The sequence below is a fragment of the Pseudomonas antarctica genome (assembly GCF_001647715.1).
In the GTDB taxonomy this organism is placed as follows: domain Bacteria; phylum Pseudomonadota; class Gammaproteobacteria; order Pseudomonadales; family Pseudomonadaceae; genus Aquipseudomonas; species Aquipseudomonas antarctica_A.
The window spans coordinates 3,161,881-3,176,995 of sequence record NZ_CP015600.1; the positions used below are offsets into that span (position 1 = coordinate 3,161,881).

Annotated in this window: 11 protein-coding genes; all 11 read right to left on the reverse strand. The window is 62.1% G+C overall.

The genetic code is table 11. The features are described 5' to 3' along the window. Nucleotide 1: 1 nt before the first annotated feature. Nucleotides 2-670: a DotU family type IV/VI secretion system protein gene (locus A7J50_RS14265; protein WP_064452385.1), complete on the reverse strand. Its 669-nt coding sequence runs from the start codon at nt 668-670 to the stop codon at nt 2-4. Next, nucleotides 667-2,052 carry a type VI secretion system baseplate subunit TssK gene (gene tssK / locus A7J50_RS14270; protein ID WP_064452386.1) on the reverse strand — a complete coding sequence of 462 codons (1,386 nt, stop codon included), beginning with the start codon at nt 2,050-2,052 and terminating at the stop codon, nt 667-669. The genes A7J50_RS14265 and tssK overlap by 4 nt, the downstream gene beginning before the upstream one ends. A 40-nt stretch (nt 2,053-2,092) precedes the next feature. Continuing rightward, nucleotides 2,093-2,719, reverse strand: a complete 627-nt coding sequence (gene tssJ, locus A7J50_RS14275) for a type VI secretion system lipoprotein TssJ (RefSeq protein ID WP_064452387.1) — start codon at nt 2,717-2,719, stop codon at nt 2,093-2,095. Continuing rightward, nucleotides 2,716-3,123 carry a DUF4150 domain-containing protein gene (locus A7J50_RS14280; protein WP_064452388.1) on the reverse strand — a complete coding sequence of 136 codons (408 nt, stop codon included), beginning with the start codon at nt 3,121-3,123 and terminating at the stop codon, nt 2,716-2,718. Before A7J50_RS14280 ends, tssJ begins: the two co-directional genes overlap by 4 nt. A 10-nt stretch (nt 3,124-3,133) precedes the next feature. Continuing rightward, nucleotides 3,134-3,784, reverse strand: coding sequence for a DUF3540 domain-containing protein (locus A7J50_RS14285; protein WP_064452389.1), 651 nt, complete (start codon nt 3,782-3,784; stop codon nt 3,134-3,136). Nucleotides 3,785-3,794: 10 nt separating this feature from the next. Next, nucleotides 3,795-4,742 carry a pentapeptide repeat-containing protein gene (locus A7J50_RS14290; protein ID WP_064452390.1) on the reverse strand — a complete coding sequence of 316 codons (948 nt, stop codon included), beginning with the start codon at nt 4,740-4,742 and terminating at the stop codon, nt 3,795-3,797. Beyond that, the gene (locus A7J50_RS14295; protein ID WP_064452391.1) at nt 4,735-7,128 is read right to left on the reverse strand and encodes a DUF2169 family type VI secretion system accessory protein; all 2,394 of its coding nucleotides are present in this window, start codon (nt 7,126-7,128) and stop codon (nt 4,735-4,737) included. Before A7J50_RS14295 ends, A7J50_RS14290 begins: the two co-directional genes overlap by 8 nt. Before the next feature lie 28 nt (nt 7,129-7,156). Beyond that, nucleotides 7,157-9,709, reverse strand: coding sequence for a type VI secretion system Vgr family protein (locus tag A7J50_RS14300; RefSeq protein WP_064452392.1), 2,553 nt, complete (start codon nt 9,707-9,709; stop codon nt 7,157-7,159). A 91-nt stretch (nt 9,710-9,800) separates the two neighbouring features. Further along, entirely contained in the window at nt 9,801-12,422 is a 2,622-nt protein-coding gene (gene tssH, locus A7J50_RS14305; protein ID WP_064452393.1) for a type VI secretion system ATPase TssH, read from the reverse strand. After that, entirely contained in the window at nt 12,419-13,399 is a 981-nt protein-coding gene (gene tssG, locus A7J50_RS14310; protein ID WP_237140905.1) for a type VI secretion system baseplate subunit TssG, read from the reverse strand. Before tssG ends, tssH begins: the two co-directional genes overlap by 4 nt. Continuing rightward, nucleotides 13,396-15,108 carry a type VI secretion system baseplate subunit TssF gene (gene tssF / locus A7J50_RS14315; protein WP_064452395.1) on the reverse strand — a complete coding sequence of 571 codons (1,713 nt, stop codon included), beginning with the start codon at nt 15,106-15,108 and terminating at the stop codon, nt 13,396-13,398. Before tssF ends, tssG begins: the two co-directional genes overlap by 4 nt. Nucleotides 15,109-15,115: the final 7 nt, after the last annotated feature.

Consider the following 15,115-nt stretch of genomic DNA (forward strand, 5'->3'; position numbering starts at 1 on the left):
TTCAATGGGCCTCCATCAGCATTGCAGCGGCCGCTGCCAGCGGCCTGTCCAGACCGATGTACAGTGCCGCCAGCCCCAGCAGCGGAATCACGATCAGCAGGGTAACTACCAGCGCGGGCAATCGCCGGCGCGTGCGGCGACGCTGCGCCGAGATGCCGAGTGACGGCTGGTTGAACAAGGTGCCGGACGTATCCAGCGTGCGCATCTGGCCGTCCCGGGCGATGCGTTGCAGGCATTGCCGACGAAAGTCGTCCAGCTCGCAGGCTGGGCGCGTTGCGTAGTGGCCGGCGAAACCGGCGAGCAACGCCAGGCCAAAGACCTCACGTACGGGACCCGCCTCCTCAGGTAGCGCCTGCCAGCGCTGGAAGAACTCCACCCCAGCCCGAGTGGTAAAAAAGTAGTGACGCTGCAAAGGCGAACGGCGCCAGTCAGCGGCGCCGGGCCACGCGGTGGTCATTGCGGTTTCATCCACCCAGGCCACCACCGCAAACAGCGATTCGCGAACCCATGCCTCGACGTAACCGCGCTCACGGGCGCGACCGGCCGCCACTTCCAGCTGGTTGATAAGGAGTGCTGTGGCGGTGGCGGCCGACGCCGCAGGATCGGCGAACACGGCCCGAGTGCGTTCAAAGATGCCGACCCAGCAGTCGGCCAAGCGACCTTCGTTCATGCGCGTACCACCACCAGCTCGACCAGCATGTCTGCCGGGGCGTTGGGCATAAACAATGCGGCTGCCTGGGTGCTGCAGACTTTTTCCCAGGCTTCGCTCAGTGGCTCCAGGCGGTAATAAAGCGCTCCGGGACGACGGGGCATGCCTTGCGGCGGCACTTGCAGGTAAATCAGCTCGACCCCCGGCAATGCACGGTTGATCAGGTCCGGCATGTCCTGCGGCGCACCCAACTTGCCATCCAGTTCCAGCTGCTGCGCGAGTCGCGTCGGATCACCATCGCTGCGGACCACCAGGTAATAGCGGTGGCGCGGGCCGAGAAATGCGTCCGGCAAGCTGCTTTGGAATAACCCCTCGCTGGGCAGCAACCGCACCAGGAGTTCTGAACCGACGCTGATCTCGTTAAGCAATTGGCCGATCAACCCGGCAGCCAGGGTAATGGCCTGGCCGGAGGTTTCATGCTGATAGGACGTCAGCAGCGATCGACCGTCGCGGGTTTGCCCCAGCATGTCGCAGCGCTCGCTGAACACACTGAGTTCGCCGATCAATTGACGCAGCGTCCCATACACCTGCCACGGCGAGACTTGTGGCGTCTCCAGCAAGTGAGTCAGCAATGGGCCATAACGGTTGAGGATCACCAATGCCAGCAAATTGTGCGTGTGTGCGGCATCGAAGTCGCCGTAACGCGCGTCGCCGGATTGCTTGAACACCTCCAGCTGGCGGGCTCGGCCGACCAATTCGTCACGGGTGTCTCGCAACGTTTGCATCAACGCCGGCGAGGCACCGATCATCACGCAAGGTGCGATGTAACGCTCGGCCAAATGAATGCGGTCACCGTCGTGCTCCAACCGCGCGATAGGCAGCAAGTCATAGGCGCCGAGGTTGTCCAGTTCATCTTCCCAGAACAAGCGCAAAACGTAGGACATTTGCCGCACCAGCGCTTCGGGGGCGTCGCCGTGACGATCATTCAGTGTGTGCGGGTCGGCCCTTACGGCAAAACGCACGTTGGCTTTTTGGGCGTCTTGCAGGTCTTCGAACACCTGGGCATCCGGTTCGCCCGGCTGGCTGCGCTTGAGGCCGACATACAGCGTGCGGCTGTCGCTGACAAAGTCTGCAAGCGCCAGCGGGCGGCATTCCAGTGAGGCGTTGCCGGGGTATTCGACCAGGCTGCCGTCGGTAAACCGCACCGACAGTTGTTCAACCCGACATTGACGCGACGCCAGTGCAGCATCATTCAAACACATCGATATCAGCCCCCAGGCATGGGGTTGTTGGCAGGCGAGGGTCCTCGTCACGAGGCTTTCCAGGCGAGCGTCATTCTGCTGAAAGTGCTGCGGCTGCAGGAACAGGCCTTGATGCCAGTAGAGCGGTTTGTCGATGTTCATAGGGCACCTCGACAGAGAGGGGAAACACACGGAACACCGATCATTGGCCGGCGCCAGTCAGGCTGACTTCGCCTTCGACGGGTTGCTCGGTCAACGGTTTTTCCAGCTGGCTTTGCTGGCTGCGCAACAGTGCGTCAGGCCCCAGCAACAGGTTGATGGCCAGCGTTTTCGGGCGGGCGGTCCAGGTTTTACTGAAAAAGCCTGTGGAGGCCACGTCCACGCCAATCCGGTAGAGCTTGACGCTGCGCTGCGGGTCCAAGTGGGCATAGCCGGCGCTGATGCCGACCATTTTTGCCCCCTCCAGGCGTGGCAAACGCACGGTGCGGGTCTGTCCCGGCTCGATAAACAGGCGTGTCAGGCCGATCAGGTCCGGTGGAGCGCTGTTCATCAGCAACAGCTTGCTCAGTTGCTGGCTGCTGCCGGTGTAGGCACTGAAGGCGTTCGGTTGAGCGAACTGGGTCACGACCAGCAGGAGGGTGTGTGCCTGGCCGTCGTATTGGTTGAGGTCTTTGTCGGCGGTCAGCGTGAGTTCAATGCTGCCATTGGCGTAGTTCCACTTCAGCTCGTTCAACGCCTGTTGCTGCGGTGTCGGACCGTTACTGCTACAGGCTGTGAGCAACACGCCGAGCAACAGCACCGCTAGGGGTTTAAGCGCCACTGTGTTCATCTCATCACCAGCACTTTGGTCTGGCCAGGCGCGCTGACCATGCCCACGGTATTCTGAGGGGCGCCGTTATGCCCGGTCAGGCAGGTCACTCGCACGGCAGGTTTACCGCCGACCGTGACGCAGGTGCTGGCGTTGAGAAAGGTCATTTCGCCCATGATCCGGCCACTGAGCAGGCCGCCTGCGGCACCGGGTTGATCGCCATTGCTGATCGTCACTTTGCTCATCAGCGTCATCGCTGGCATGCCCATCACCAGCACGTTTGACATCAGGCCGCCGGGGTCGGCCATGCGGGTGTCGGCGGTGTTGGGATAGGGCATGGGCAAAGGCCCGGTCGGGGTTGGTGTGTTGCACATGTCGGGGGCGGTGGCGGTGGCCACTGCGCCATCATTCGTCAGCATGAACATGGGAAGACTCCTAACCGAGTTTGATGCGCTGGCCATCCAGCGCGACGGTGATATCGGCGAACAGGTCAAGGGTTTCGCCACGCAATTGCCAATCGTTTTTCACCTGCTGGCTGACCGAGCCCGCGTACAGCTCTTCGTGCCCTTCCACGCGGCGGCGGCTGTCGCCGAACTCGGCGGTATGGACCTGCACGGTCTGGTGAGCGTGCAACGCCGTGTCATGGCGTTGCAGCCAATGGCTGTCGGCGCGTTCACCGCTGACCTGCAGCGTTTGGGTCGTCAGGCACGCGTGGGTGCTGTGCAGCAGGACGTTAGCGCTGCGCACGGCAAGTGCCGCGCCGGCGTCCAGGCTAATACCGTCCCGCGCCTCTATATGCAGCGCACCTGCCGGCAAGTGCAGGTGCAGGTCGCCGTCCACACTCAAGCGGGCGGGCGTGCTGCTGTCGCGCTCCAGTACGGTGAGGACGTAGCCGCTCGTACCCTCCACGCAGATCAGCACCGCATCCCCGAGTGCCGGACGCAACAGGCAACCGGCCGCGGGCTTGAGCCAGTAACGGCGCCCGTCGGTACTGACGACACCAAAACGCTCGCCATCCTCGGCATTGATCCGCCCATGGTGCAACGTGGCCGGGCATTGACTGTGCTGCGGGGCTTGCAGTGGCATGGTGTTCTCCTTACAGCGTCGGCTGCCAACGATCGGCGGCCAGGCGCAGCGGGTCGGTAGGGCGAATGTCGTCGAGCCGCGCGCCTTTCCACTGACAGTTGTCCAGTTCGGCGGCGTGCAGGTTGGCGCCAAACAGGTCGGCATCGGTGAAGTCGGCACCGCAGGCGCGCAGATAGATGCATTGGGCGTAGCGCAGGCGGGCCCGCAAGAACTGCGCGCCGGGCAGCACTGCGCCGTTCAGGTTGGCCTGGACCAAGCCACTGTCGGTGAAGTCGGCAGCGTTCAGCCGCGCGTCGGTAAAGATGGCCTGGATGAGGTTCGTGGCGATGAACCGCACTCGAGCGCCCTGGCATTGGAACAGCGACAGGGCACGGGTTTCGGCGTGGCTCAGGTCAACATCGGTCAGGCTGCTGCGATCAAAGGCACATTGCTCAAGGTGTGCGTCGATCAGGTAGAGGTTGCGCAGCAGGCTGTCGGTCACGCGCACCTGCTGCCATTGCGCCGAGCTGGCATCGGCATCACACAGGCTGACATGGTCCAGTTGGCATTGGCGCATGATGCTGCCGCGCAAATTGGGCACTGAGAATGCGCAGTCAATGAAACTCAGGTTGCTGACACTGGCTTCGTTGAGGTTCAACCCAACGGCCTCGCAGCGTAACCAACGGCCACCGTCGAGGGTTGCCGTGGCCAGGTTTGCCCCATCGAATTGGCAGTTTCTGAAGTCGACCTGACGCAACTGGCTGCGAGAAAAGTGGCTCCCCGCCAGTTGGCAGTCGACCCAGGTACAGGCCTCCAGGTCGGCGTCGTTGAAGCAGGCGTTGCGCGCGTCGACCTGCTCCAGGCGCGCATGGCGCAGCGCAACGCCCCGGAAGTCACCATCGGCCAGGCACAGGTCGCGCAGCACGCCACCCTCGGCGACGCGCGCGCGCAGCTGTTCGGCGGTCATTGATTCAGACATGTTCGAGTTCCTCGGGTAATCGGCAATAGCTCAATAAAGCGCCTTCCAGGCGGGCCCCGACACCTCGGGCGCCTTCGCTGACGACCGCATGCAGATTGCAGTCGCGCAGGTCGGCCTGATCCAGTCGGACTTTGCGTAGGCGGGCTTGCTGCAAGTTGGCGCCCACCCACTGTATTTGGCAGAGGTCACTGCCGGTGAAGTCGGCATTGCGCGCGTCCAGGCGATAACCCTGGCTGCTGCGCAAGTCGCAGCGAATGAGCAGGGCGTTGTGCAGGTGGCTGCCCCGCAGGCTTGCCCCCATCAGTGACGCGTCTTGCAGGCTGGCATTCGCAAGGTCTGCGTTATCCAGGCGAATGCCGGGCAACTGGCAACCCAGGTCCAGTTGCAGTTCGGCGGCGCGGGCATTGGTCAGGTCGATGTCCTGGCCTTCGACCCCTGACCACGCTGCCGCGTGCAGGCCGGCGCCGGCCAGCCGCGCATGGTCCAACAGGCAGTCGCGCAGACGTGTTTTGGCTAACTGCGCTTCGCGCAAGTCGATCTGCCGCAAGTCGCAATTTTTTAGGGTGCTGCCGGTCAGGTCGATACCTGGCCAATGCGCAGCAGCCAGCACACAGTGATCAAACGAACAGCGGTGCAGTACCGCACCGGCCAAATCACTGGCAGACAGGTCCAGGCCGACAAAACGTGCGCCTTCCAGGCGGTCACCCCGGGCGTGGGCAGCTTCGAGCAACGCACGAGTCCAGGGACCGGCCTCAGGGGTTACGGTGTCGCCGCCGGCAGGAGGGGGCGGCGATGGCTTTTTTGGCGGACTGGCCGCCGGCAATTTCGCCCGCAGTGCCTGCATCTTCGCGTTGATCTGCTGCTCTGTCTCACGCATCTCTTGCAAACCGGCGCTCAGTTGCGCGCGCAATGAGGCTTTGCGTGACGCCGGCAGGGGCAGTGGGTCAAGACTGGACATTGGGTCTGTCTTGACGGGGCGCGGCGCGTTTTGTTCAACCTGTCTGATCGCCTCGCGCAGCGCCTCAGGCTTCATGTTCAGGCGTACCGCTGTCTCGTCGAGGAACTTCTCGGTTGCCGCCTCCGCGTGTTCAATGCTGGTTTGGATGCTCGCTTTGAGGGCGGCCGGGTTAAACGGCCGGACCTCGGCCGGCGGGCGTTGCGCCAGTGCGGTGAGGTTAGGCGCAGTCGCCGGGTACTCCGCCGGGTTCAACGGTTTGCCGAAGCGTTTGCCCACGTCGCCAGCGCAGGCCAATACCCTGGCTTGTTCGGCGGCGAAGGCCGCGTAACGGGCATTTATCGAGGCCTGCATACGGTGAATGATGGCGTCTTTGTCGACCGTTGCAGGCGGTATTGGCATGGCCGCAGGAGGCGGCTTGACCGCGGGCCAGAGTTTTTCGCAGCAGGCTGCGGCGGTTTCGCTTGGCGCGTCGCGGTGTTCATACACGGCGCCCAACTGAGCAATATCGGCGCCGTCAAGATCGGCCACGTTGACCTCGGCCCGGTACAGCAGCAACACCCGCTCAACGTCGGGGAATAGCCACACCGTGTCCAGGTCCAGGGGTGGCTCTTCGATCTGTTGTGCCGGTGCCGCTCGCTTGAGAAACACCCGGGCACGGAATGCGGGCAACGTACCGCGGATTTGCGCATGCTGAGGGTGCATGCCGTCAACGCTCCAGGCTTCGTTGCCTGCCCAATAACCTGGGTTGCATTGGTCCTGAGCGACTTCATCAAACCAGCGAGCGTCACAATCCAGAGGCGGGCAGGGTGCCCGGCGTGCTGTCCAGTGTTCATCGCAGGTGCCCCACAAATCGCGGCGTTCACGGCATTGCGGCGGCAGCGGACGCAGGCTGGCAATTGGCAGCGTCTGGCCGGGTACCCGCAGGGGCAAGTGTTCGTTTTCGATTTGCGGCAACGGCATGCCCACGCTGCTGTCGGGGTCCGCCAGATAGCCGCTGCCTTCGGGATTATCTGCCCAGCCGGCGCCGCCGAACGCGTGCTGCAAATCCAACGGCAAACGCAGGAGCGGGCCCGTTGGACGCGCGGTGAGGCCGAGCACCCCGCGCTCCCAGCACCTTGGCGGGTGCAGGTGCAAGGTTTTACTGATGCTTGCGATGCGCACGCGTACGGCCATGCCCGTGTGTTGCTGCTCAGGCGTCAGAGGGTACGCGTCGCCATGCACGGCGAAACTGCCACGGGCCTTTTTCAAACCACTGTCGAACGGCTGTTTGTCGAAGCGCTGGCTGAGCCAGGGCAATGCATGTTCAGCGGCCAGCACCTGATGGTCGGCACCGAACAGCAGGCCCACGGTAATTGCCAGGGTGGCAGGCCGTGGCCCCTGTTGACGGGCCAGGGTCAGCAGACTCATGTCGGAATAGGAAAGGTGCATGCTTGAACCCTCGTCAGGAAGAAACGCTTTAAGGCTCGAAGTTGTCGACTACCTGGAGTGCCGCATTGGCCCCGTCGTCCAACCCTCTGGCGACCGCCTCAGCCATTTCGTTGAGCACCTCAAAGGCTTTGAGCCGCGCGGTTTCTTCGGCTTCTATCAGCGCTTGCGTCGGCGTGGGAGGGATATAAACGGCGCCCAACGTTGCATTGGTCGCACTCAGTTCGTCGAGGCTGGTGTAGGTGGCTTTCAACTGGGAGGATACGGTCGCGTTTTTGCAGTTGATATCGCCAGCCACATCGACATTTCCCACGAACCGGGTTTTACCGGTAATGGCCACGTCGCCGTCGATCATGATCGGTTTAGGCGACTGGATCCGAATGCCATCTTGGTTTAATACGATGGAATGCTCAGCGCATTTCAGCGTGATCGAGGTCGTACCGGTCACCGTGTATAGATCGGCAGTCACCTTGTGCAGCTCTGCTTCAAGTTTTGAGACGGAGGCCACCGTTTTATCGATGAGCTTCTTGTCTTCGGAAATTGCCGCGACCTTCTTCCCGATCTTTTCCCAGACGTAAGTGAACCCGTTACACGACAGTGAAATGCTGACGCCCGACATATTCACGGTGGTCGCTTTTCCTTGCACAGTGAGGCTTCCCTTGGCTCCGCCCAGGCTTGCCTCCAACTGGGCTGCCGCCGTCTTGAGTGATGTCGAGAAGGTAGGCGCATTGCTGAATTCAGCCTTGGCGCCAAGGTTGAGCCAGTTCGGGCCGCCCCAATTGACACCTGTGTTGAGTTCCCCCGGTGTTGGTTTGGGTGGCGGAGTCGGCACGGTGGTATCCGGGCCCGAGTCGCTGCCACTGGCTGTCGCCGGGTCCCCGGTGCCCATGGACAACGAGTACACGCCGGGCACCTCGTGCGTGAGCGAGGACGATGTCAATTGCATATGGGCGTTGGTGCGCAGTTGCGCGCCGGCGACTTCGCCATTGCCCAGTGTGAAGGTGCTGTTACCGCCAGGCGCGCCCAGTTTCAGATGGGCGGCCCCAGGGTGGTCTTCCATCGCCAGGAAGTGCCCTCCGGCCGTGGAGAAGCCGCTCTGAGTGGCGTTACGCTCAATGACCATGCTCGGGTTTTCCGAGTTTGGCACGCAGCCAACGATAATCGGCCGGTCCGGGTCGCCGCCGAGAAATGACACCAACACTTCACTGCCTTTGAGCAGCGGAAAGTGCATGCCATGGCTGGAACCGGCAGACAACGACACCCTGCGCAGCCATGCCGAACCCCGAGTGCTGGGTTTTTGATCGCGGGTAAACGGGAAACGGACTTTGTAGCAGCCGTGCTGGTTGAGCAGGGGCTTGCCGCTGTCGTCGCCATCCACCACGGCACTCAGTACGCCAAACGCGTTGGGTTTTGGGGTTTCCAGGGGCGGACGGAACTGCACCTCGGCGGGGATCACCAGAAAGCGCGTTTGGGTATCGCGGGCCACGTTATCCTCGCCCGTAGCGGGCAGTGGTTGTTGCCCGCTGTGGTGCACTTCAAGCACTTGATAAGCCGCATTCATGCAGGGCCGCGCATGCCCGGCCAAGACCATCGAACCGCCTGATCGAAGGCCGGTAACATGGCCACTGCCGTGGAACAGCCGATGACGGCATCCCAGCGCCTGGGCACGGCGTTGCGCCAGCCAGATGCCCTGAGCGTGACTGCCAAAATGCTCACCATAGAGGCCATAGTCGCCGCTGAACGCTGGCGAGGCGCTCGGAGCTTGGGCATCTTCGGCGACGCTACCGGCCGCCACCGACGCTGTGCTGTGTAGCGCCAGTTGTGCATTGCTGGCAGAAAAGTCCTGTAGCACCACCTGCTCCGGTTGCACTAGGGTGCGACGGATAAAGGTGTGCGCTACCGCCTGAAGACCGTTGTTCAGCGCGGTGTCCAAGGGGCGGTACAGCACCGGCAGCACTGTCTTGGGTTGGGCGCTGCGATCACTGCAAATGATCAGCGCTTCCTGCTGATCCTGCTGCTCGAAGAAGTAGTAGCAGCCGCTGTATTCCAACAGGCGCGACAGAAAGTCGAAGCTGGATTCTTCGTACTGGCAGGTAAAGTTGGCTTGCGTATGGGGGATGTCGTCGCCCCGCAGGCGTACATCAAAATCGAAGGCGGCCGTGCTGATGCTGTCCGAGCCCGGGCCTTCACGCGTCAGGTCGGCATTTTTGAGGATGTCGCGGACCAACTCCGGCAGGTTTTTGTCCAGCCAGATTTCGCTGAAGCGCTGCTGGCGGAGTCGAGTGATGCGCGGCTCCAGCACCACACGGCAATAGTGGTAAAGATCATCGGCGTCCAACAGTTCCACCGACGTGACGATGCCGTGGTACGGGTGAGCAGTGCCCAGGGTGTCAAACAGGGTCAGGTGGGCGGCTGCACCGAGCATGGCATCTTCGTTCAGTAACGGGTTCAGCGATGCCAGTACCACCTCGAAGCGATAGGGCCGTGACAACACGTCTTCACCCTGCCAACGGGCGACCAGCAGGGGTTCCAAGGCGAGCGCGTCACTGAGGAAGGTGCACAGAGGTTGCTCGGTCAATGTCATGGTCTGAACTCCTGGTTACCTGCGCAATCGAGTCACGGGGCCACTGTAGGGCGGGCCCGTTTTTTTTGCGCTCGGGTAAAGACCTGATTGTTCAGCTGTCCAGGGCGTCGATCCGCCACCCACCACTGGCGTCCATATCGACGCGGATGGCACTGAGCACGCGCTGCTCGGCCATCGCCGTGAGCAGCACGTCCGACAGGCGCGGCGTCAGGCTTTTGCGCAACATAAAGTCAATGTTGCGCGCGCCGTTTTGGACGTTCGTGCAGCGCTCGGCGAGGGTGCGCGCGACCGACGCGCTGAAGCACAGGCGTACCTTGGCCGATGCCAGCAGGCGCGACGCCAGGCGCTGGAGTTTCAGCTCGACAATGCTCGCCAGGTGTTCTGCTTGCAGGGTGAAGTAAGGCACCACGGTCATGCGGGCGAGCAACGCCGGTTTGAAGTGCGACGACAGCACGGGCTGAATCCGCTCCACCAGCGTGTCGGCACTCGGGCGTTCGCCGGCACACAATGCGCTGATTTCATCGCTCGCCAAGTTGCTGGTGAGAAATATCACGGTGTTGCTGAAGTCGATTTGGCGGCCTTCACCGTCGGAAAGGATGCCTTTGTCGAACACCTGATAAAACAGGTTGACCACCTCCAGATGGGCCTTTTCCACCTCGTCGAGCAGCACCACCGAATAGGGCCGACGGCGCACGGCTTCTGTCAGCAAGCCACCTTCTCCATAACCCACATAACCGGGAGGCGAGCCGACCAGGCGACTCACCGTGTGCTTTTCCTGAAACTCACTCATGGCGAGCGTGGTCAGTGCATGCTCGCCGCCAAACAAGTGATCGGCCACGGCGAGTGCAGTTTCGGTTTTACCGACACCGGAAGGACCCACCAGCAGGAACACGCCCAGGGGTTGTTGCGGATCGCGCAGGCCCGATTGTGCCGCCTTGAGTATGTCGGTGATGCATTGGACGGCGGCGTCCTGGCCATGAATCCGGGTGTTGATCGTGGCGGCCAACGACATGACGCCGCCGGCGCTATCGCGCAAGACCTTGCCCAGCGGGATGCCGGTCCAGTCAGACACGACTTTGGCGATGGTGTCCGGACCGACCTCGGTGAACAGCAATGGGTCGTCACCTTGCAGGTGCGCCAGGCTGTCACGGGCCTCAGCCAGCCTTGCTGGCCAGTCGTCAAGGGTTTGCGTCTCGGCGCGCACCTCAAGCACGCGATATGCAGCAGCACGCTCTAACTGCCAGCGGTGTTCCAGCGCCTGGTACTCCACACCTAGTTGAATGAGTGTTTGCTCGATGGCCTGTATACGGCCAGGGTCCACCGGGTGGCCATGGCGTTGATCGCGTTCCAGGGCCTCGCGCTCGCGGGACAAGGCGCCTTGATGCCGTTCGAGCTGTTCCAGGTTCGCGGGCCGAGTGTCCAGGCCAATACGCACGCGCGCACTGGCCGTGTCTAGCAGGTCGACAGCCTTGTCGGGCAACAACCGCCCTGTGACATAGCGGTCGGACAGTTCGGCGGCGGCGGTAATTGCATCATCGCGAACGCTGACACCGTGGACTTTTTCATAGTGGGGCTTGAGGCCTCGCAGAATCAGCACAGCGGTTGCCACGCTCGGCTCCTCAAGCTTGACGAGCTGGAAGCGGCGGGCGAGGGCAGGGTCTTTTTCGAAGTGCTTTTTGTACTCGCCCCAAGTGGTTGCGGCGATGGTGCGCAGCTCTCCCCGGGCCAGCGCAGGCTTGAGCAGGTTGGCGGCGTCAGTGCCACCGGTCGGCCCCCCGGCGCCAATCAGCATGTGGGCTTCGTCGATAAATAGAATGATCGGCACGGTGGACGCTTTAACCTCGTCGATCACCGCGCGCAGGCGACTCTCGAACTCACCTTTGACACTGGCACCGGCCTCCAGCAGGCCCATATCGAGACTCAGCAGCCGTGTGTTGCGCAGAAAATCCGGGACATCGCCCAGGTGGATAGCCAGCGCCAGGCCCTCGACCACGGCGGACTTACCAACGCCCGGTTCACCGACCACAATGGGGTTGTTCTTGCGGCGTCGGGCGAGGATATCCACCATCTGGCGAATTTCCTGGTCACGTCCGAACACGGGGTCAATACCACCCTTGGCGGCCTTGGCGGTGAGGTCTTCGCAGAACCGCGCGATGGTGTTTTCGCGATTGACCCCAGCGCTGGTATCAGGCGCGCTGCCGCCCGGCGCTGCGCCTTGCAGGTGTGCCAATGGGCCTTCGCTGGAACCAGCGACGATATCGGCGAACTGATTACCCAGGCGCTCGCGTGAAACGCCCTTGAGCAGTTCGCCGTAACGGGTGCCCGCCGTGTAGTAACCCAGGCGCGTGACCAAGGCGAGCAGCAACGTCCCGGCGCGGATGCTGGGGCTGCCGACAATCAGCGAAGCCGCGATCCAGGCGTCCTGCACCCACTCGGTCAACAGCGGTGAAAAGACCGGGCGTCCCGGATTACCTCGCTTGAACTGGGCCAGGCTATCGTCAAGCCGGGCTGAAAGGCGTAAGGGATCTACCTCAAAATACGCAAGAATCAACGCAATATCACCCTGCGGGTCCTGCAGTAATTGGTGCAGGAAATGCTCGATCGTAATTTCGTAATGGGCGCGCGCCAGCGTCATGCCGGCGCTATTTTCCAGGGCGTGATTGCTGAAGGTATTGAGCCTGGCAAATAACGGCTTGAGTTCTACCTGAATCATTGTCCGGTCCTCGATTGAGCGCCGGGACTTTGCGCCCCGGCCAGCGTGAATACCGCCTTGCCCTGGTCGACTGTGCGCCCCAGCCAGGTGTTGGTGCCCAGGCGCTGCCAGCTGTCACCCAATCGCGTGCCACGCTGTTGTTCTGGTTTAAGGCTCAGCACCAGCCGGCATTTGAGCGGGGTGTGCAGGTACAACGCGGTTAATCGTTCGATACGTTTGTAGAGTGCGGCGCCCGGCATCAGCAGGTGAAAACGCAAGGCGTCCAGGGGGCCGATACGGATGTCCAGAGTACTGGTGCGGTCGCTGACCTGTTGCCCGAGCAGGCTGTCCTGCCCCAGCACGTTGCCCTGCAGACCCAACCGGCAGCGGGACTGGTCATCAATCGGCACTTGGGTCAGCACGCAGGGCACGACTTCGACGGGATCGCCGTCCAGTGTGCTGCTGAGCAGTTGCTCCAGGCCGAGCGCCGAGCGCGGGAACTGGTTGAAGATGCCGGCGTAGCGCACTAATTGCGGTGCATGCTGGCGCCACTGCGGGTCGGCGTCGGCCAGGCCGATCAGCGAACGCACCAGGTTGAGACGGCTCAGGTCACGACGCTCGCCGATAGCCATCCACAGACGGTGTTTTTCCCAGGCACGAAACAGCAGCGGGTACAGCGCGGCATGCACGATATCGAGAAAATCACGGCCGGCACTGCGGCCTTGCAGCTGCTCGTCGATCAGGTCTTCGGTGTAGAACGTCGGCAGCGGTGAGGTCACGCCATACAAGCCAAAGAAGCTGGCTTGCAGGTGATAACGCCCGCTGTCGTCCTGGTCAATGGCTAAAATATCGCTCTCGGGGAACCCCAACCCCAGGCCAGGGCGCACGCGTACGCCATCGCTGAAGGCGTTATCGTCCGGGAAGCGAAGACGCAGCAAGCGCAACGCCTGGAAAAAAGCATAGTCGCGACCGTTGGCCAGCAAGGCGTCCTGAGTCATAGCAGGCGCTGCCGGCCGATTTTCGCCGGCCACGCCAGTGTTTCCTGATTAACGCTGTCGTACAGGTTGAGCGCTACGAAGCTGTTGAGCGCGACACTGCCGGCAAAGAACTCATCGAGTACCACGCCAAACAGGTAAAGCCCTCCGGAACCCAGGAAATGGTCGCCGCGGCACTCAAGGCGCACCACCGTACCTTCGATGGGCAGGCCGTTGATGAAGCGTCGCTCCTGCGTGGCAAAGACTTTTTCAATGCCGTTGATCCGTCGATTGTTGGCGTCTTGCCCACCCTCATCGGCGCTCGGCAGGTAGAGTTTGAGCAGGCTCTTGAGGTATTCGGCGTCCAGCAGTTTGAAGTGGTTGGCATTCAGCTGGGAAAGCATGCGCCACAGCAAACGGTCCTGGTATTTGGGCGGATGGCAGGGGGTGATGCCACGAATGTTGCGCAGCGTGACGCGCGCCGGGGTGTTGTCCATCGGCTGGTTGAGGTCCCCGGGGTGCAAACTCTCGGGCAGCGGGCCGTCAGTGCACAGCAGCGAGATCGACAGGGTGAGGTCTTCCGGCGATTGACGGTCGACATACGGCAGGCTGATGAAGTGCTCGTAATCACGCGGGTCATTGCTGCCCTGGCGAATACGCAGGTTGAACGCATCACGCTGGTAAATGGTGTGGAAGGGTTTTAAGGTTTTTTCGTTGCCGGTGCCCGAATAGGCGCTGACACTCAGCACTGAATGAATGCGCAGGCGTTGGCGCTGGGACTGGTTCGCAGGCTGGATGCGATATTCGGGTTGGCGGTGATCGACCCTGAGCGGGTGAGCGTCCTGGGTGAACAGATTGACCGCGGGTGTCACCCCGAGCATGAAGCTGTTTTCGGTTATCGAGGGTGCCCACGACGGCACTTTGTCGAACACCAGCTTTACGCTCATGCGGGTGTGTTCGCCTCGATGGCGCCAGCGCTGCAAACCGCTCAAGCGCACGAACAGGAATTTTTCCGGCAACGCGAAATACTCCTGCAAGCCCCGGTAGGCCGGGTGTGCGGCGTCCGGGTAGGGCAACAACGCGTGCTCACGATCAAAGCCGCACGGTTGGATGTGGTTGGCCGACAGCAGCGTTATCGGTTGGCCTTCACCCTGGATGCGTATTTCGCGCACATGCTGGTCCAGCAGACGGAGCAGGGCGCAGGCTTCGCTGAAGGTATCACCCAGGTAAAAGATCAGGCTGTCGGCCTTGAAGTCATTGGGCGCGACGGTCAGCGCAAGGTCCAGCACCAGGCAACGGCTGTCTGAGGTTCCGCCCTCCCAGCGCGCACCGGTTAGCGTGACCGGCTCAAGGTCGACCGGCATCGTGCTGCGAAAGCTCACTCGATGGCCATCAATGGGTACGGAAGCCACTTCGCAGCCGGTATCGATAGCTTGTGTCTGTGAAAGCGCTGTTCGCGGCGCGAACTGCAGCAGCGTCATGCACGGCAGTGGCTGCAAATACTGCGGATAAAGCAACTGCGCCAGTTCTTGGACAAATTCGGGAAACTCGTCATCCAACCGCTGGCGCACCATGCCCGTCAGGAAGGCCACGCCTTCGAGCAGCCGCTCCACATCCGGATCACTGGCGGAGCCACTGCCGAGCAAGGGCGCCAGGGCAGGGTTACGCTGGGCGAACTCATCGGCCAGATGCCGCAGGTTATTCAGTTCACTTTGGTAGTAGAAGTTCTGCACAGTCCAC